We start from the raw sequence: 17,927 nt of genomic DNA on the forward strand, positions 1-17,927 counted from the left end.
AAGAATAACTTATGACAACGTTAAAGAAAGATTCGCTGCTGAAAGGCACATTAATACTAGCACTGGCTGCGCTTGTAGCCAGAATGCTAGGTATGTTTCAAAAAATTCCGCTTGAATATATGCTTAATTCAGAAGGACAATATGCATTCTTTGTTGCGAATCAAATTTATTTAATATTACTTGCTGTAGCAACTGCTGGTTTTCCAAGTGCAATAAGCAAGATGGTATCTGAACGAATGGAACGCGGTAACTATGAGGAAGCTCGCCGCGTTTATAAGGCTGCACTCATATTTGGTGCGGTAGCAGGAGTTTTGTTAACTTTAATATTATTTTTTGGAGCTTCTTATTATGCAACAACGATCGTTAAGGAGTCCTCTGTTTCATTAGCAGTGCAAGCGATTGCCCCTGCACTAATCGTATTTCCAGTTGTTGCCATGATGAGGGGGTATTTTCAAGGTCGTCAAATGATGGCCGCTGGAGGTATCTCGCAAATTGTAGAGCAATTTGCTCGCGTAATATTAGGACTTGCGCTAGGATATATATTCCTGACACTAGGCTACAGTGATACAACCTCTGCGGCAGCTGTTACGTTTGGTAGTGTTTTTGGAAGCATCGCAGCATTTGTCATTATGATCTATTATTCTCGTAAGCTTAAGAAGCAGGATGCTCGCTTATCAAAAACGTCAGCAGAGGCCCGTGCTGCATTGCTGCCTAATCAACCGTATTCAGTAAATAAAGGGCCTAAGCTGAAATTTCGCACAATATATGGCGAGATCCTTCGTATGTCAATTCCAGCATTATTGACTGCGATGACCATTAATCTCGTCTATACATTTGATTCATCATTCTTCAAGCGCATAACGGAAAAGGTGTACACTTCAGTCCAAGCAACAGATGTTGCGGCGATTCTAGGGATTAAAGCACAATCGCTTGCAGGTATACCGCCTATTTTAGCGATTGCCCTAGGCTCTTCGATCGTTCCGATTATTGCTGCAGCTTTTGCTCGGAAGGATCAATCCGAGGTAAACAAGCAAACATCAATGGTTATGAAGATCGTCTGCATCTCTGGTGTGCCAATTGCCATGTACCTAACTGTAGCCGCATACTCCGTTACTGGTTTGTTGTTTTCAAGCAATGAAGGCTATGATATTGTCGCATTGCTTTGTGCTGGGACGATATTGCAAATTACGATGATGACAACAAACTCAATATTGTATGGTATGGGTAAGCAGAAGCAGACGATGTACAATACGATTATAGGATTAATGATGAAGGTCGTATTTAGTACTTTGTTTGGTTATTATTTTGGGGTCTATGGTTTTATCATTGGGACGACGATTTGCTTCTTAAGCATTACGCTGTTAAATATTCGTCTCATAAAGCGCGACGTGTCGCTTCATGTTATGGGTAGAAAATGGATTCCTTATATTGCAGCAGTAGTCATATCCACTGCTGCCTGCTGGGGTGCTGAACGTGCGATGCTTTCGTTAACAGGTGAGCTAGCACCTAAGCTTTCTTATTTAATCGCCGTGCTTATATCTGGCAGTATATTGTGTGTTATTTACGGCATATTATTGCTGAAGCTAAAAGTGATCACTGCACAGGATGTCGAGGCATTGCCCGGGAAATTAAGAGGCCCGATGAGAAAGGTAATGCGCGTACTTCGTACTGGTTAATCCATTAGTTCTAGAATAACTGCATAAATGCTTCTGAATGAACAATGTTTAAAGCTCAAGGAGGATAAAGCAATGATTAGAATTACTAATGATGCACAGTTCCATGATCTCGTTGGGAGAGATAAGCTCACAATCGTTGTATTTAAAACAACATGGTGCGGTGATTGCCATTATATCAATCCGTTTATGCCAGACGTTGTGCAGCAATATGAAGGTAAGGCTACATTCTATGAAGTCGATCGTGATGAGCTTCCTGATCTTTGCATTGAGCTTAACATATTAGGTATACCAAGCTTTATCGCTTACAAAGACGGCAAGGAAATCGCACGTTTTGTGAGTAAGCTGCGCAAAACACGTGAAGAGATTGAACAGTTTGTGAATCGAACAATTGAGATGGCCGAACTGTTATAATATTGTTACAAAATTCACATTTTGAACATGGCTTTTACCTAATGTGCTCGATATAATGAAAAGACAGAACAATAAGAATTAGGTGAGTACATGAAGGTTACAAAACGATTTCGAACTTTAGCGAATCTGTCCTGTATTGGAATGCTGCTCGTACTTCTTGCGGGAGCATTAGTTACCAATACGGATTCTGGTCGCGGTTGTGGAGATGATTGGCCACTCTGTAACGGAAAATTCGTACCAGCCTATACGGTTGAGTCGATGATCGAATACTCTCACCGTGTCGTGAGCGGTGTAGAAGGAATTTTAGTGGCGATCGTGTTTTTCTCTATCTATCGCATGTACAAGCGTGAAGGCAATGCGTACCGTGAACCAATGCAATATGCTTGGTATGCGCTGTTATTTACAATTGTGCAGGCGTTAATGGGAGCTGCTGCCGTTATGTGGCCGCAATCTCCGCCGATTATGGCTATTCATTTTGGTATATCTCTTGTAGCCTTTGCCGCAACAGCCCTTCTCGTAATATGGTGTTATCGTGATAAGAAGGGTGTTGTAGAAAAAACACTGTACCCTCGCAAGCTGATGCCATGGGCACTGGCAGCATCGGTGTATTGCTACGTTGTTGTTTATCTGGGTGCATTTATCCGTCATACTGAAAGTGCGGGTGGATGTCTCGGCTGGCCGTTATGTAATGGGGAAGTTATCCCAGAGATGACCGGAGCTACGGGTATTGCATTTATTCACCGTGTCGCTGCAGCGATATTAGGTATCGTACTTATTGCATTATATCTTTACATTAAGCGTACAACCGGAAATTCATCTTTAACCCAATCATCTCTTGCTATTGTTGTATTAGTCATAGCACAAATATTTAGCGGTGCTTGGCTCGTAAGTACGATCGGTAATGATAATTGGTTCTTGTTCACAAGCTTATTGCACAATTTAATTATTGTAGCGTTATTTGCATTAATCGTTGACTTAGTTATTCGATCTTGGATATATCGAGAACGTCAATAAATTAAGCTGCCATTCGATAACCGAGTGGCAGTTTTTTTGCATTAAGGGTGTAGATGCGAGCACAGAACAGAATATGGTATGATTATAGCTAGCTAATAAAATGAGGTGAAATGATGCTGCAATTTTTATATCCAGAAGATTCTATTACGCCAGATCCACTCTTTATTGAAGCAGATCAACTATTGCAGCGCTATGCGGCAGCTGCCTCCGCAAAACGGAATGAAAGTGAAGAAGCGAATAAACGTTGGTCAAAGTTTGAAATATGGAGCCTTGGCTTGCGCAGTTCTCTTCACGAGCTATATTCAAGTCACTATGCTGCGAAAAAATACAAAGAGATGATTACAAGCTCGACCTTAGCAGAAATGGATGAAACTCAGAAGTTAAATTACACACGATACGTTTACTTTGATAAGAATGGTTTTATTCGAGTTTTCTCTTTACTGGATAAGCTGGGCACTTTCTTAAATGAATTACTGGAAATGCGCACGGAGCGTGTAAAGCCGCATTTCTCTTACTTTACCGTTCTGAGAAGAATGCGTGAATCTGGTGTTCATTCAGACTTAACGAAGCCATTGAATGACTTAAAGGAAAGCAGTAAAGAGCCCACACATCGTTTAAGAAGAAGACGTAATACAGAAATTCACTATATGAATTCTGAAATGCACGATGATCTTGTTCAGCAAACGCGAATGTACGGACAAGAAACGGAAATAAAGCTAGAAAATTTAGATCTGCAATTACAGGATTTAGCTGCTGGTTTACATATGGTTACACAGTCCATTCTACTTACCTTTCAATATGCCGAGCGAATCATGAAACAAAAATAAGGGCTTATAGCTAGAGAAGGGGGATAGAATTGAAACTTATGGGAAAAAAGGCGCTAATAACTGGTAGCGCCAAGGGTCTAGGAAAACGAACAGCGATTGAATTAGCACAGCAAGGTTGTAACCTAATGCTGCATTATTATACTAGCAAGTCTGAAGCAGAACAATTAAGGCAAGAGCTTCAAAAGTACAAGGTCGAAGTGAGACTAGCTCAAGCGAATCTATCCTCATCTCATGGTGTTAATGAGTTAGCGGAAGCCGTGAAAAGCTGGGACGGTGGCGTCGATATCCTTATTAACAATGCAGGACCTTTCGTTCGGGAACGGAAGCTTTTTCAACAATATGATCCTGAGCTTATTACGTCACTGATCCAAGGCAATTTAATCTCGGCTATGTTGTTAGATAATCAGGTGTTGCCTTATATGCGCAACAAACGATGGGGGAGAATTATACATTTTGGATTTGGTCATGCCAATGAAGCTAGAGCATGGCCGCAGCGTGCCGTATACGCAGCAGCAAAAACCGCGTTAGTCTCTTTTACAAAATCTCTCGCAGTCGAGGAAGCACCATACGGTATCACCGTCAATATGATCGGTCCTGGGGATATTAAAGGTGTCTATAAGGAAAAGTCTATTGCAGAGGTGCAGCACGATTATGACGAGGAGCAGCCAACCGGTAGGCCTGGAACAGGCGAAGATGTGGCTAGAGTCATTACGTTTTTATGTAAGGAGAAATCGAGCTTTTTAACTGGCAACATTATTGATGTAACGGGTGGCTTCGATCCGATACGCGCTAATATTCTAAATCAAAAATAAGGCGATCTCGTTTATGCGAGATCGCCTTATGATCAAAACTGATCGTTTATTTAGAATACTTGTACAACCTCTACGATGCCGTCAACTTCCTCAAGAAGAGCACGCTCGATACCTGCTTTAAGCGTAATTGTGGAAGATGGGCAGCTACCGCATGCACCCATTAGGCGAAGCTTTACAATGCCGTCTTCTACGTCTACTAGCTCCACATCACCGCCGTCGCGTTGTAAAAACGGACGAAGCTTGTCAAGGACGTCCAATACTTCATCATACTTAGTATCTTGTAGTTGTTCACTCATTGCATTCATCTCCTTTCTATTCTATTATAGTACAAAGTAATGCAAATGAATACAGTTCTCAGCAAAGTTGTTGAACCAATAAGTTTTTTGAAAGTTAAGGTGTGTTTATGTTAAAACCAACCATTGAATTTTGCACAAGCAATATGCATCACGGTACAGAGGTGCTGCTCGATAAATACGAGCTTGATGATACGTACGAAACAACGGAATATGGATGTCTTGGCAATTGTGGTGAATGCTATCTTAAGCCTTTCGCTTTAGTAAACGGCACAATTGTTGCAGCTGATTCGGTCGCCGAGCTAGATGAAGCAATTCAAAAGTTTCTCGTTGAGGATGCTGAGAATCAAGCTGCTCTAGATCGATTACTCGATGATCTGTAGTTTAAGGCTTAAATAGTGATGATTAGTGAATAATATCGTTGTGTGCACCTTATGATGTGTAAAGAATGAGTTATTATACCTTCCAATGATTCGTGACATCATCACCGTGCCATGACTTTATGAATGCTTTGATCGCCACAAAATACCACTTTTGATTAGGCGAGGAATGCGTCCTTTTATGGACATCGATCCCATAACGCCAAAGCCGCTATGCTTGCCGAGTGCACCTAGTGTTCCTCTAAGTTTAATTGGTTCGACAGGAATAGTTTTGTTTTTCCAGATCGCTAGTAAGATATGTGCGATATGCTCGCCTTGAATACCAGCAACTTGAGCGCTAGGTGCATACGGTAAAGAAGCGCAATCCCCAACAACAAATATCGAAGGATCATTCTGCAGCTGGTAATGCTTATTAAGCTTCAGACGTCCTCCCTTATCCTTATCCGCATCCAAACGTTGAACGAGCTCAACAGGCTGGATACCAGCAGTCCAAAGCGTTATATCTGTTTCTAGACTCGAATCTGAGCCTTCAACGAATAAATGATTATGCTCAATACGCTCCAGCTGAGTATTCAATAACAATTCAACATCATGTTCTCTTAGCCACTGTGCAGCATAGTTTTGTATTCCTTCCGGGAATCCACCAAGCAGCTTTGGCCCGCGGTTGATCAAGGATATTTTAAGATCGCCTCTGCTTTCCCGCAGCTCGGATGCCATCTCAACTCCGCTTAGACCGCCTCCAACAATTGTTACTGTGCCATATGGCGCAATATTATTGAGTGCGGTGTATGCTTTGCGCGCAGCTTGGAATGTTTGAATACTGTTGCTGTATTGCGCAGCACCTACAATTCCATGATAATGATCAGTACAACCTAGACCAATGACCAAATAATCGTAAGCAATGGGATCATGACCGGTCACATGCACTAGTTTTTTAGTTCGGTCAAGCGAAGTGATTTCACCTAAAGCTAACGTAACATCAGGTGATTGAGGAAATGCGACTCTTAGCTCTGAATCTGCCGCGGTGCCAGCGGCTAATGCGTAATATTCAGTCTTTAAGCCTTGGAAGGGCTGCTTATCTATGAGTGTAATGGCAATGTCATTCGGTAAACCTTTATTTAATAGCTCATTAATAAGCGCTAATCCCCCATAGCCACCGCCTAGAACTACAAGTTTTTTTTTCATAACGTCATCTCCAGTTGTGTATACACATGTTGTAAAAGTCACTTGTACTATATTACCACAAGAGAAGAGGACAATGTACGGAAAATGGTTCATCTTGAGGTTCACTGTGGAGTGGAGTATACTATAACTATACAAAAGTAAGTTGAAATCTCATTGCTGGGATTGGAATAGAATAGAATGGAGGGAATACAATGATTACAATTACTGAACTAGCTGCTGAAAAAATTAATGAGATGCTGGCTGAGGAAAACAATCCAGATCTATTTTTACGTGTAGGCGTAAAAGAGGGAGGATGCAGCGGATTTTCTTATGGAATGGGCTTCGATGATGAGCAGAATGAAACTGACACGATTCTTGAGGTTCAGGGCTTAAAGGTTGCTGTAGACGAGGATAGCGCGAAATACCTACGGGGCCTTATTATTGACTTTAAAGAATCTGCGATGCAAGGCGGCTTCACGATTGATAATCCGAATGCTACCGTTACATGCGGCTGTGGCTCAAGCTTCCGCACGGCGACTGCTGCGGGCAATCCTGCTGCAGATCCTTGCTAAGCCGAGTCAATATTTATCAGCTGCTTAGCTTAATCATTAAACACTTATCAACAACCAGTCACTCGGCTATGAGTGACTGGTTGTTTTGTTATGCCATGAAAATTTAAATAACTAACGAGTAAATAAACAAATATTTTGCAAAAAAACTTTTCTTTACTATCTACTCATCGCTTTATGACTAATGTATGATAGTACCATATTACTATTTTTTGTAACTGTAATTTTTGGAAGCGTGAGGTGCAGCATGCAGGTTGAAGTGATGAGAGTTTCTGCTTTTATGTATGAGCAGCGTTATATGGAGTATGTGCTGGACCGCTATATACAGTTGAATATGCCATATCCCTTTACAGTTTCGTTTAACTATCTCGCAAGCCCAGTACTGATGGATGAGGAAATATTTCTCGCCTTAGATGACGAACATCAGATAGTTGGCTGCTTAAGCTTTATACGTGGAACGGCAGAGCACAATTACGAGAACCGTGAGGTTATTCAGCTGCAAGTGTTCTATATTGAGCCGCCATACCGATCAACCAAGCTATTTCTAGAGCTGCTGCAGCTTATGGTGCAGTGCCTGCAATACTTGGAGGAACCGGTTAAGGAGCTTCAATTTTGGACGAAGGAAGACTCCATCATTCGCTCGCTCGTAACGAAGAGGCTAGCGATAGAAGCTCAACAGCATCAATCTGTATATGGTTCTTTAGTTTCGTATGTTATTCCATATGAAATGCTGGAGAAGTATGTCTCTTCATTTCCGCAAATAGATTATTTTTAAGGGAGAGCATTCAACATGTGGAAGGTGTTGCAATTAATCGGCACTTACTTAAAAGCCTATAAGCTGCTAACCGTACTATTTTTAATCTTGTTTGGTTTAGATTTAATATTTATCTCGATCGCTCCATTAAGCTTTAACTACATTATTGATTATGCGGTCACTCCTAAAGATCAGAGCATGTTTGTAAGGATTGTCGGGATTCTTCTCGTGCTCGGCGTGCTATGTACGATAGCTGGTGTTCTGGCTGATCGTCTGCTAGCTCGCCTTAATGCACTTTTTGAACAGGACCTACGACAAGGTATATTTACCAAGCTCCAGCAGCTAACGATACGTTATTTTCAAGCGAAGCGTTCAGGTGATCACGTTGCTTTGTTTTCAAGCGATATTCCAACGGTTAGCTCAACGATGACTTCGTTATTGTCGACCGGTATTCAGTCCGTTGTTGTCGTTATTGTAAGCATGAGTGTGCTGCTCTATTTGGAGTGGAGTATGGCACTCATTATTATTGCTGGTGCTGCACTAATATTTGTAGGACCTCTTCTAATAAGCAAGCGAGCAAAGCAAAGCTACGAGGAGTACAAGAAACAAGCGGCGCAGCTTAATAGTGAAATTACTGAAAATGTAAAGGCTCAAAAGCTTATTAAAAGCTATAATTTACAGCAAATGATGCAGAAGCGTTTTGTAGAACGTACAAAGCTGCTTTTCGTGAGCAGCTATAGGATGAATCTAATTAATGCAGCATTAGGTCGCATACCGATGATTAGCTTGCTCGTGGTGAATCTATCAATTATGGTGTTTGGCTCGTATCTAGCAATCGTCGACCGTATAACGATTGGAGAGCTGATCGCTTTTTATACGATGTACATGTCCATGGGCAACTCTGTGTACAGCTTGACCTTTATCATTCCCGCAATTACCGATGCGAAGGTTAGTGTCGAGCGGCTTCAAGAGGTTCTTCATGCAACAGATGAGCTAGAGGCTGACCATATAAAGGATGGGGCTAGTGAGCAAGATCAATCGAAGCGATTTAGAGCTGCAGCATCGCTCGAGCAGTCTGTTGCTATTGAGGGGATAGCAGCTAGAGGAGTTGTGCAGCCACTTCAGGTTGAGTTTAATGATGTCTCGTTTGGCTACGGTCGCGAAAGTCGCGTGCTTCACCATGTTCAATTACGTATATTAAGTGGAGCAACCGTTGCTTTTGTTGGCAGCAGCGGCTCAGGTAAAAGCTCCATGGTACAGCTTCTGCTAGGGCTTTATGAGCCAGATGAGGGAGAACTGCTCATTAACGGAGTACGTCTCGATAAGCACAATCTGTCTATCTTCAGAGATAAGCTTGCAGTCGTTTTTCAAGATAATTTTATGTTTCGAGGAACCATTAAAGAAAACATAGCGATAAGCAAGCAGAATGCATCCGAGGAAGATATTATACATGCTGCCAAGCTTGCAGAGATCCATGATTATATTATGACACTGCCGAAAGGTTACGATACGATAGTCGAGGATGAAGGAAACAATTTCTCTGGTGGGCAGCGTCAGCGTCTAGCAATTGCACGTGCACTTGTGAGAGATCCGCAGCTGCTAATTCTTGACGAGGCGACCTCAGCGCTTGATCCTGCAACAGAGGCCGCGATGAACGAGACGATTAAAAAACTCGGCAAGCAGCGAACAGTTGTATCCGTAACCCATCGCTTATCTACCGTTGCGGATGCTGATCTTATTTGCGTATTTAATAAAGGACAGCTGGTTGAGCAAGGGCGCCATGAGGAGCTGCTCGCTTTACAGGGGCAATATCAATACTTATGGGAAAAGCAGGCCGGCTTTACGGTATCAGAGGAAGGCGACGATGTGCAAATCGATGCCGCTCGACTATCAAGGCTCAACTTTTTCAAGCCTATTGCCTTCGAGCTGCTTGAGGATATCGCCATGCTGTTCAACACTGAGCGCTTTGAGCCAGGTGCAACGATTATTCATGAAGGCGAAAGAGGCGAAAAGTTCTATATAGTCATTCGGGGCAAGGTCGAGGTCCAGAAGCAGTTTAAGAGTGAAGCAGGGCAGCTGGAGGATAGAACCGTTGCTGTTCTAGAGGATGGAGACCATTTCGGCGAAATTGCCCTACTGAGAAATGTCCCACGTACTGCAACCATTAAAGCGCAGACCTTATGCGTCGTCATTTCCTTACAGCGTAAGCATTTGCAGCATATACTATCGAGACATCCAGAGGTTAATCAATATGTTCAGAGCATGTTAGAGGAAAGACTAGGCTGAGAAGCTTAAGAAAGGATAAGCGATATGTACCAATATTCTATTTTTGGCAACTCAGATGAGCTAGGAGCGCAATTTTCATCATTTTTTATTCGTCATCGTGAGCAGTTCTCCAAGGATATGGTGCTGGATGAGGCACTTATTCATTTGTTGTATTGTATGCAGTATATGTCATTGATATTGAGTTACAATGAGAACGATGAGCTAATCGCTGCCATGAACTATTGGACTGTAGCGGATATAGATGATTCAACGTACGGTCCGAACGGACAAATCGTACGAATAAGCTCTGCACTTATTGCTCCACATGAACGAAGCTCCAGAGTATTTATGCATGGCTTTCGAGATTGGTCGAATTACATACATGAACAGAATCCCTCGATTCATACAGTCGTCTTTACTGCCCGAGCGGATAATGAATATTTGAACAGGTTATATCCCAAATTTGCAACCTTTACTAAGATGGTTGATGGACTGCATGGATTAGAACGCCAGTATAAGGTGAGTCTTTTAGACCTGCGGGCATTTCTTAATCGATTAAAGCCCAAGAACTAAAAAATATAAAAAAATGTAAGTAAGGTTACAGATTTTTCAAGGTTTTTGCTATATAATTCTAATTAATAAGTGAGAAACGTAAAGGAGGTGCTCCTATGTACCCGGCTAAACCAGATTTGAAGAGTAAAGAAGGAACGAAATTAAGTAAGCTTTCCATGATTCCAGTCGAGTTGCTGAAAAAGCAAGAAACTTTACGTGCAGTACCAACGAAATAATGTTGTCTATATAAAGGAGATGTTTCTATGTATCCAGCAAAACCAGATGTTAAAGAAGTTAAAAAAGGCTCAGGCTTCGGAAGAATCTCTATGCTTCCAGTTGAGCTGCTGAAACAGCAAGAAGCTCTTCGTGCAGTACCAGTTAAATAATCTGTTACAAACTAATCGTTCAAGGCTGAGATACAGCTAAGAGCGATTTTTTTCTTTTACTAAGGCTAAGAAAAAATGCCGAGCATCCAAGATGCCCGGCTAGTCCGCAATGAACAAGGGAGTAATTCGAACGTTGCGGTTTATATGATAACAGGGATGTCCAAGCGGGCTTGCAGCAGGTTCTGAACCGTTGCAAGCTGTTCATTCGTCGGAGGCTTGATATGCTCAAGCTCATAACGTAAACCGAGCTGCTTCCATTTGAATTTCCCCATTTCATGATAGGGTAAAAGCTCAACCCTTTCGACGGTCGGGAGCTTTTGAATCTCTGCAGCTAAGCGTTCAACATCTGCAGGATCGGTCGTAATTTCTGGAATGACGACATGTCTGATCCAGAGTCTCGTGCCATAATCTTTAACAAACTGTGCCATCCTAAGGATCCGCTCATTCGATTGAGTCGTCAGCTCAATATGCTTTTGCTCATCAATCATTTTCAGATCAAGCAGAATAAGATCAATGACATCAAGCAATGAGGTGGATCGTAGATGCGAGGGCTCACAAAAGCCTGATGAATCCATCGCAATGTGAAGCTGATGTCTGCGTTTAAGCTCTCTGCCTAAGGCTGCCAAAAATGGTGCTTGCAGTGAAGGCTCACCTCCTGAGAAGGTTACGCCTCCACCAGAGGCTTTATAATATGGTATAAAAGGCTCAATCTCCGCAATGACTTCATCGACAGTCATTACTTTGCCTGTTGTCATATCCCATGTATCTGGATTATGACAGAACTTGCAGCGCAGTGCACAGCCCTGCATAAACAACACGAAGCGAATACCAGGACCGTCAACGGTGCCGAACGATTCGAAGGAGTGAATACGTCCTTTTACACGTCGATCATGATCGGCTTGCGACTGAAGCTCAGTTGTGGTATTCATTAGAGTGCTCCGTGGAACGTACGACTAATGACCTCAAGCTGCTGCTCCTTCGTCAGCTTAATAAAGTTTACCGCGTATCCAGAAACGCGTACCGTTAGTTGCGGATATAGCTCTGGGTGCTCCATTGCATCTTGCAGCGTTTCACGATCAAACACATTGACATTGAGATGATGCGCTTTTTGCCCCATATACGTATCAAGCAATGCGGTTAGGTTTTGACGCTGGGTATCGGAGTCCTTGCCTAGCGCCTTGCCGACAATGGAGAACGTATTGCTTATACCGTCTAAGGCGTGTTCATATGGAAGCTTAGCGACGCTAGTTAATGAAGCAAGTGCACCTTTGCGGTCACGTCCATGCATTGGGTTTGCTCCAGGAGCGAATGGCTCGCCTGCTTTTCTGCCATCAGGCGTGGAGCCAGTTTTCTTACCGTACACGACATTGGACGTAATCGTTAGCACAGATTGCGTTGCAATCGAGTTGCGATAGGTTTTATGCTGCTTAAGCATCTTCATAAAACGCTCAACAAGTGCAATTGCGATATCATCAACACGTTGATCGTTATTGCCGTATTGAGGAAAATCGCCTTCGATTCTAAAGTCAATAGCAACACCATGCTCATTGCGAATAGGGTAGACCTTCGCATATTTGATCGCGCTTAAGCTGTCTGCAACGACCGATAAACCAGCGATTCCGCATGCCATCGTGCGAAGAATTTCGCGGTCATGTAGAGCAAATTCAAGGCGTTCATAGCAATATTTATCGTGCATGTAATGAATAACGTTCAGCGTATTAATGTATAAGCCAGACAGCCAATCCATTACTTGCTCATAGTTCGCCATCACTTTTTCGTAGTCGAGCACCTCATCAGTCAAGGCAGGCAGCTCGTGTGGATACACCTTAACGTTCATTTTCTCATCGACACCGCCATTAATAGCATATAGCAATGCTTTGGCAAGATTTGCGCGTGCCCCGAAAAATTGCATTTGCTTACCGATCTTCATGGCAGAAACACAGCATGCAATGCCATAGTCATCGCCATAGATCGGACGCATCAGGTCATCATTTTCATATTGAATCGAGCTAGTCTCTATGGAAACCTTGGCACAATATTTTTTGAATGCTTCTGGCAGCTCGTTTGACCATAGCACAGTTAGGTTCGGTTCCGGAGAAGGACCAAGCGTATATAACGTGTGCAGAATACGGAACGATGATTTTGTAACCATCGGAGTGCCGTCCAATGCTACACCAGCAATAGATTCCGTTACCCAAGTTGGGTCGCCAGAGAACAGCTCGTTGTAGTCAGGTGTGCGTAAAAACTTCACGATACGCAGTTTCATGACGAAATGATCCATCAGCTCTTGAGCTTGCTCCTCAGTCAATGTACCTTCCGCTAGATCACGTTCAATATAAATGTCCAGGAAGGTAGAGATACGGCCGATGCTCATAGCAGCACCGTTTTGCTCCTTCACTGCTCCAAGATAAGCGAAGTATAGCCATTGAATGGCTTCCTGTGCATTGTCAGCTGGTCGGCTAATATCGTAGCCATAGGATGCAGCCATCGCTTTAAGCTCCTGCAGCGAACGAATTTGCTCAGAGTGCTCCTCACGTTCACGAATGACATCTTCAGACATCGGAGCATAATCTGTTAGTGCTTTATCAGCAAGCTTTTCTTCGATGAGACGATCAATGCCGTAAAGGGCAACACGGCGATAATCCCCGATAATTCTGCCGCGTCCGTAGGCATCCGGCAGGCCAGTAATGATGCCTGTTTTGCGTGCAAGCCGCATTTCTGGAGTATAGGCATCAAACACCCCTTGGTTATGTGTCTTGCGAATTTCTGTGAAGGTATCGATAAGCTCCTGTGGTATTTCATAGCCGTAAGCTTTGCAGGCATCGACGACCATTTTAATACCGCCGAAAGGCTGGACGGAGCGTTTGAATGGGGCATCCGTTTGGACGCCTACAATTTTCTCGAGCTCCTTATCGATATAGCCTGGTCCATGAGCGGTAATGGTTGATGGTGTAGTCGTATCGACATCCCATACGCCGCCGCGTTCTCTCTCCTCACGGGATAGGCGACTAATATGCTCCCAAAGTTTATTCGTAGCTGGAGTAGCTGGTGCTAGAAAGCTTTCATCACCGGTATAAGATGTCATGTTCTGTATAATAAAGTCACGTACATCAATGCTTTCATTCCATACCCCTTGCTTAAAGTGACGATAGGCAGCTTTTACGGATTCTACTGTACTCATTCTCATATTCCTCCCTGAATCAATCCTCTTGTTATTGTGTTAAAGAAATTCACCATAGTAGGCTTGACGGTAAAGCTCTGCAAGCTCAGAAACTAGTGGCATACGCGGATTGTAGTTTGTATATTGATCCTCAAATGCACGCTCCGCCAAATACTCGACCTTCGATTCAAAGGATGCAACAGGTATACCTGCTTCTTGAAAGCTTTCAGGTATGCCTAAGGTTCGATTGATATGCCGAACGGATGCAATTAAGCTGTTGACGCCTTCACTCGTAGAGTTAGCAGGTAGACCGGCCATTCTTGCGATTTCGGCGTAGCGTACATCCGCTTGAAAATGCTTATAGTTTGGAAAGTTCTGAAACTTTGTAGGTCTCGACGCATTGTAGCGAATCACATGCGGAAGCAGGATTCCATTGGCGCGACCATGCGGTAGTCCGAACTCTGCACTAAATTTATGAGATAAGCTATGACATATACCAAGAAATGCGTTGGAAAATGCCATGCCTGCGATGGTTGAAGCATTATGCATCTTTTCTCGAGCAATTGGATCACCGGAGGCATAAGATTTTTCCAAGTTTTCCATCACAAGCTGGATTGCTTTTATCGCTAAGCCATCACTGAAATCATTCGCCATAATCGATACATAAGACTCGATCGCATGGGTTAATACATCTATGCCTGTATCCGCAATAACTATTGGTGAGAGCGTTGATGTATATTCAGCATCAATGATTGCGACATCAGGGGTTAGCTCATAATCTGCTAATGGGTACTTCGATTGCCCCTTGCTCGTATCGGTTATCGTTGCGAAGGAGGTTACCTCTGAGCCGGTGCCAGAAGTGGTCGGGATCGCTACGAGCTTAGCTCTCTTGCCAAGATGCGGGTATTTATAGACACGATTGCGAATGTTCATAAATTTCATCTTAATGGTATTAAAATTTGTCTCCGGACTTTCATAAAACAGCCACATCGCTTTAGCGGCATCAATAGCCGAGCCACCACCTAGAGCGATAATGCAATCTGGCTGAAAGGCATTCATGCGCGAGGTGCCCTGCATAATGAGATCTATGGTCGGCTCCTGCGCTACGTCAGCGAACACCTCGACTTGAATAGGCTCTGTTCGTTTGCGCAAGTAATATTGAACCTTGTCCACGTAGCCAAGCTGCTCCATTTGGTGATCTGTCACGATCATCACTCTGCTAATATCTGGCATCTTACTCAAATATTGCGTCGAGCCTGCTGCGAAATATAGCTTAGGCGGAATTTTGAACCATTGCATATCAACGTTTCGATTCGATATTTTCTTCAACTGAAGAAGCTCCTTACTGAGCTTGTCACGCATCATCGTACCTTCAATAGATGGTGTGTTCACTATAATCCTACTAGCTCTAAGCTTATCGCTGAATCGAGCGCTCACCTCCTCATCGTGACAATGCAGCACGACGGAATGCTTAGCTGAGCCAAGCTGAAGCAGCTGGTTGGCAAGATGTAGTGCATCTTCATCATTTGCTGCTTTGTACAGTGAAAGGATTGGGCAAGGCTTTACTGACGATAACGGGATATGTCGCCCTGCTTCCTTCAGTGGTGCAATCAACAGTTTTGTGTCCGAAGGTACATCTAAGCCAGCCGCAGCAGCAAGCTCTGCAGCAGGCTTGCCAATATAGCTATTGCGAAGAACGCCGTATTCTGTAAATAGATGCTTGTCGATAGCATCACATTGTTTCTCATCAAGCACGTGACAGCCAAGCACAGAAAGCATCCGAACGGCATGTTCATAAAGCTCCTCGTGTATAATCAAAGCTTGCTCTGATGCAAATAGCATACCGTTGTCGAAATTTTTAGATAATATAACGTCTGTAATGGCTTGCTTCAAATCCGCAGATCGATCAATATAGCAAGGGGTATTGCTATATGCTGTGCTAATTGCGGCTTTACCTAGCTGCTTTGCTGTATTGGTGGCGCTATCCTCGCCGTTTGACATAACGAGGGCGACATCAGCATGCGAGATCATCGTTGTTAGCTCTGAATAAGTGAGATGGTTGAACCACTGCAGGCAGTAGGGCGGAGCACCAGCTAGTATAGCGGCATCATGTACCGTTTGTACGGCCTCAATACTGCTGCGTGCAGCTTCCTTTTGGAAAACAAATATGATTGGATTGCGTGTCTTCACAGCGATCAAGGATTGCGATAATATCGTTGCAACAGGTGAAACATCAGAAACGACAGATACGATAATACCTACTGGTTCAGCGATGATCTTATAGCCTTCATAATGATTATTCTCAATTTCTCCTACCGTTTTCATATACTTGATGGAGTGGTACATGCTTTCCGTAGCGTGCATATTCATAACAATCTTATCTTCATATATACCACGCTTGGTTTCTTCTAATTCTAGCTTAGCAAGCTCCATATGACGCTGAATACCTGCAAGCGTCATATGCTGAACGATGGTATCAATGCTTACTTGATCCATCTGGTCGTAATGCTCAGCTGCGACACGTGCGCGTTCAATAGATAACTTAGTTAGTGAGTCGTCATCAGTACTTAAATGATGAAGCTTGGATTCCTTTAATGCCATAATTATCACTCCTAACTTCAAAGCACTTTTCAATATACTTTTGAATATATGTCTATTGTAGAGCGAAGCATCAATTAAGGATGTGCGAAAAATCACAAAGTTCAAAATAATCAAAGACTTGCGGTAGAGGTTAGCGGCAAAAAAAAAGTGCCCGCGATTATGTTTATAATCGATTGAGCACATTAACAGTTATAGTCTGCATATTTCGTTCGGGCAAGTTGGGCATATCGGACAGCCTGCCAGATCCTTGAGGGCTTGGAGATTTGTCACTAAGATATAGCCTGCATGATTGTTCGTAACAATTCCTTCCTTCTTCATGCTGGCGAGCAGTCGGTTGACTCCTTCTCTTGTCGTTCCAACAAGCTCTGCAAGTTCATTATTGGTTAGTTTAATATTTATACGGATTTGATCTTCAACACGCTCACCAAAGCTGTTACACAGACGAATAAGCGTTGAGGCAAGCGCACCGTTTTTACCGCCCATCAGAAGGTCACGCAGCTTCGATTCAGTTTTACGCTGTAATAAGCCCATCCACATCGCATAGCGATATGCGAAATCTCCGTGCTTGCACATCAGCATTTCCAATTGAAGGCGAGGAATAATGCCAACCTCTACCTCATCAATCGTCTCAGCTGTATAACGATGAGAAGTATCCCACGTATCAATATCAGCGATCATATCATCAGGCTGCAAAATCGAAAGCAGTAGATCTTTTCCATCTGAGGTTGATTTTCTAAGCTTGACGCGGCCTTTCAGTATCCAGTATACCGCAATGGCTTCATCACCCTCCCAGAATAAATGAGTATCTGCAGAGTATTTTTTTATGTGCATCACAGAAGCAAGCAGATCAAGCTGTTCATCAGTGAAGACGGTGCTTAATGATCCTGGTCTACGATTACTGTCCGGGCGCTTTATTTTTGCTGAATTGTTTTCATAATATATACTCATCACAGTATCATCCTTTCTGTTACGGATTGCCATATCTATACTATACGTGTACTTTGTATATTTGAAAATCGGGATAATCCCTACATCGCTGCTAATGCTTTTAAGGATATTCCCT

General features: G+C 43.1%; 17 protein-coding genes. 11 read left to right on the forward strand and 6 right to left on the reverse strand.

What is annotated here, in order from left to right:
- The first annotated feature begins 11 nt into the window (after positions 1–11).
- The 5 genes from NSQ99_RS22310 to NSQ99_RS22330 all read left to right on the forward strand — a co-directional run bounded on the left by NSQ99_RS22310 (position 12) and on the right by NSQ99_RS22330 (position 4,740).
- Complete coding sequence (locus NSQ99_RS22310) at positions 12–1,676, forward strand: putative polysaccharide biosynthesis protein (RefSeq protein ID WP_340839148.1); 1,665 nt, start codon at positions 12–14, stop codon at positions 1,674–1,676.
- 72 nt (positions 1,677–1,748) lie between these two features.
- Positions 1,749–2,087: a thioredoxin family protein gene (locus NSQ99_RS22315; RefSeq protein WP_251668416.1), complete on the forward strand. Its 339-nt coding sequence runs from the start codon at positions 1,749–1,751 to the stop codon at positions 2,085–2,087.
- Positions 2,088–2,177: 90 nt separating this feature from the next.
- Positions 2,178–3,101 (forward strand): COX15/CtaA family protein, encoded by a 924-nt coding sequence (locus tag NSQ99_RS22320; protein WP_251668417.1) that lies wholly within the window; start codon positions 2,178–2,180, stop codon positions 3,099–3,101.
- Between the two features lie 110 nt (positions 3,102–3,211).
- A complete protein-coding gene (locus NSQ99_RS22325) occupies positions 3,212–3,928 on the forward strand; it encodes a Cthe_2314 family HEPN domain-containing protein (RefSeq protein ID WP_340839149.1) in 717 nt (238 codons plus the stop codon).
- 38 nt (positions 3,929–3,966) lie between these two features.
- Positions 3,967–4,740: an SDR family oxidoreductase gene (locus tag NSQ99_RS22330; protein WP_340839233.1), complete on the forward strand. Its 774-nt coding sequence runs from the start codon at positions 3,967–3,969 to the stop codon at positions 4,738–4,740.
- Positions 4,741–4,790: 50 nt separating this feature from the next.
- On the opposite strand, the gene NSQ99_RS22335 is transcribed toward NSQ99_RS22330, so the two are convergent.
- Positions 4,791–5,036 carry a NifU family protein gene (locus NSQ99_RS22335; RefSeq protein ID WP_251668419.1) on the reverse strand — a complete coding sequence of 82 codons (246 nt, stop codon included), beginning with the start codon at positions 5,034–5,036 and terminating at the stop codon, positions 4,791–4,793.
- Positions 5,037–5,143: 107 nt separating this feature from the next.
- Between NSQ99_RS22335 and NSQ99_RS22340 the strand changes: the two genes are divergently transcribed.
- On the forward strand, positions 5,144–5,416 hold the full coding sequence (locus NSQ99_RS22340; protein ID WP_251668420.1) for a YuzB family protein: 273 nt from the start codon (positions 5,144–5,146) through the stop codon (positions 5,414–5,416).
- Between the two features lie 117 nt (positions 5,417–5,533).
- On the opposite strand, the gene NSQ99_RS22345 is transcribed toward NSQ99_RS22340, so the two are convergent.
- Positions 5,534–6,598 carry an NAD(P)/FAD-dependent oxidoreductase gene (locus NSQ99_RS22345; protein WP_340839150.1) on the reverse strand — a complete coding sequence of 355 codons (1,065 nt, stop codon included), beginning with the start codon at positions 6,596–6,598 and terminating at the stop codon, positions 5,534–5,536.
- 191 nt (positions 6,599–6,789) lie between these two features.
- On the opposite strand from NSQ99_RS22345, the gene erpA reads away from it, so the two are divergent.
- The 5 genes from erpA to NSQ99_RS22370 all read left to right on the forward strand — a co-directional run bounded on the left by erpA (position 6,790) and on the right by NSQ99_RS22370 (position 11,103).
- The gene (gene erpA / locus NSQ99_RS22350; protein WP_251668423.1) at positions 6,790–7,149 is read left to right on the forward strand and encodes an iron-sulfur cluster insertion protein ErpA; all 360 of its coding nucleotides are present in this window, start codon (positions 6,790–6,792) and stop codon (positions 7,147–7,149) included.
- Positions 7,150–7,408: 259 nt separating this feature from the next.
- Complete coding sequence (locus NSQ99_RS22355) at positions 7,409–7,921, forward strand: hypothetical protein (RefSeq protein ID WP_340839151.1); 513 nt, start codon at positions 7,409–7,411, stop codon at positions 7,919–7,921.
- 15 nt (positions 7,922–7,936) lie between these two features.
- Entirely contained in the window at positions 7,937–10,186 is a 2,250-nt protein-coding gene (locus NSQ99_RS22360) for an ABC transporter transmembrane domain-containing protein (protein WP_340839152.1), read from the forward strand.
- Positions 10,187–10,210: 24 nt separating this feature from the next.
- Positions 10,211–10,738 (forward strand): hypothetical protein, encoded by a 528-nt coding sequence (locus NSQ99_RS22365; protein WP_340839153.1) that lies wholly within the window; start codon positions 10,211–10,213, stop codon positions 10,736–10,738.
- Between the two features lie 242 nt (positions 10,739–10,980).
- Positions 10,981–11,103, forward strand: a complete 123-nt coding sequence (locus NSQ99_RS22370) for a hypothetical protein (RefSeq protein WP_340839154.1) — start codon at positions 10,981–10,983, stop codon at positions 11,101–11,103.
- A 140-nt stretch (positions 11,104–11,243) separates the two neighbouring features.
- Here the strand turns inward: NSQ99_RS22370 and pflA are convergent, their stop codons facing one another.
- The 4 genes from pflA to NSQ99_RS22390 all read right to left on the reverse strand — a co-directional run bounded on the left by pflA (position 11,244) and on the right by NSQ99_RS22390 (position 17,812).
- The gene (gene pflA, locus NSQ99_RS22375; RefSeq protein WP_340839155.1) at positions 11,244–12,032 is read right to left on the reverse strand and encodes a pyruvate formate-lyase-activating protein; all 789 of its coding nucleotides are present in this window, start codon (positions 12,030–12,032) and stop codon (positions 11,244–11,246) included.
- The gene (gene pflB / locus NSQ99_RS22380) at positions 12,032–14,284 is read right to left on the reverse strand and encodes a formate C-acetyltransferase (protein ID WP_340839156.1); all 2,253 of its coding nucleotides are present in this window, start codon (positions 14,282–14,284) and stop codon (positions 12,032–12,034) included. Before pflB ends, pflA begins: the two co-directional genes overlap by 1 nt.
- A gap of 39 nt (positions 14,285–14,323) precedes the next feature.
- Entirely contained in the window at positions 14,324–16,864 is a 2,541-nt protein-coding gene (locus tag NSQ99_RS22385; RefSeq protein ID WP_340839157.1) for an iron-containing alcohol dehydrogenase, read from the reverse strand.
- A gap of 189 nt (positions 16,865–17,053) precedes the next feature.
- Positions 17,054–17,812, reverse strand: a complete 759-nt coding sequence (locus tag NSQ99_RS22390) for a Crp/Fnr family transcriptional regulator (RefSeq protein ID WP_340839158.1) — start codon at positions 17,810–17,812, stop codon at positions 17,054–17,056.
- Between the last annotated feature and the right edge of the window lie 115 nt (positions 17,813–17,927).

The sequence above is a fragment of the Paenibacillus sp. FSL W7-1287 genome (assembly GCF_038004245.1).
Classification (GTDB): Bacteria; Bacillota; Bacilli; order Paenibacillales; family Paenibacillaceae; genus Pristimantibacillus; species Pristimantibacillus camelliae.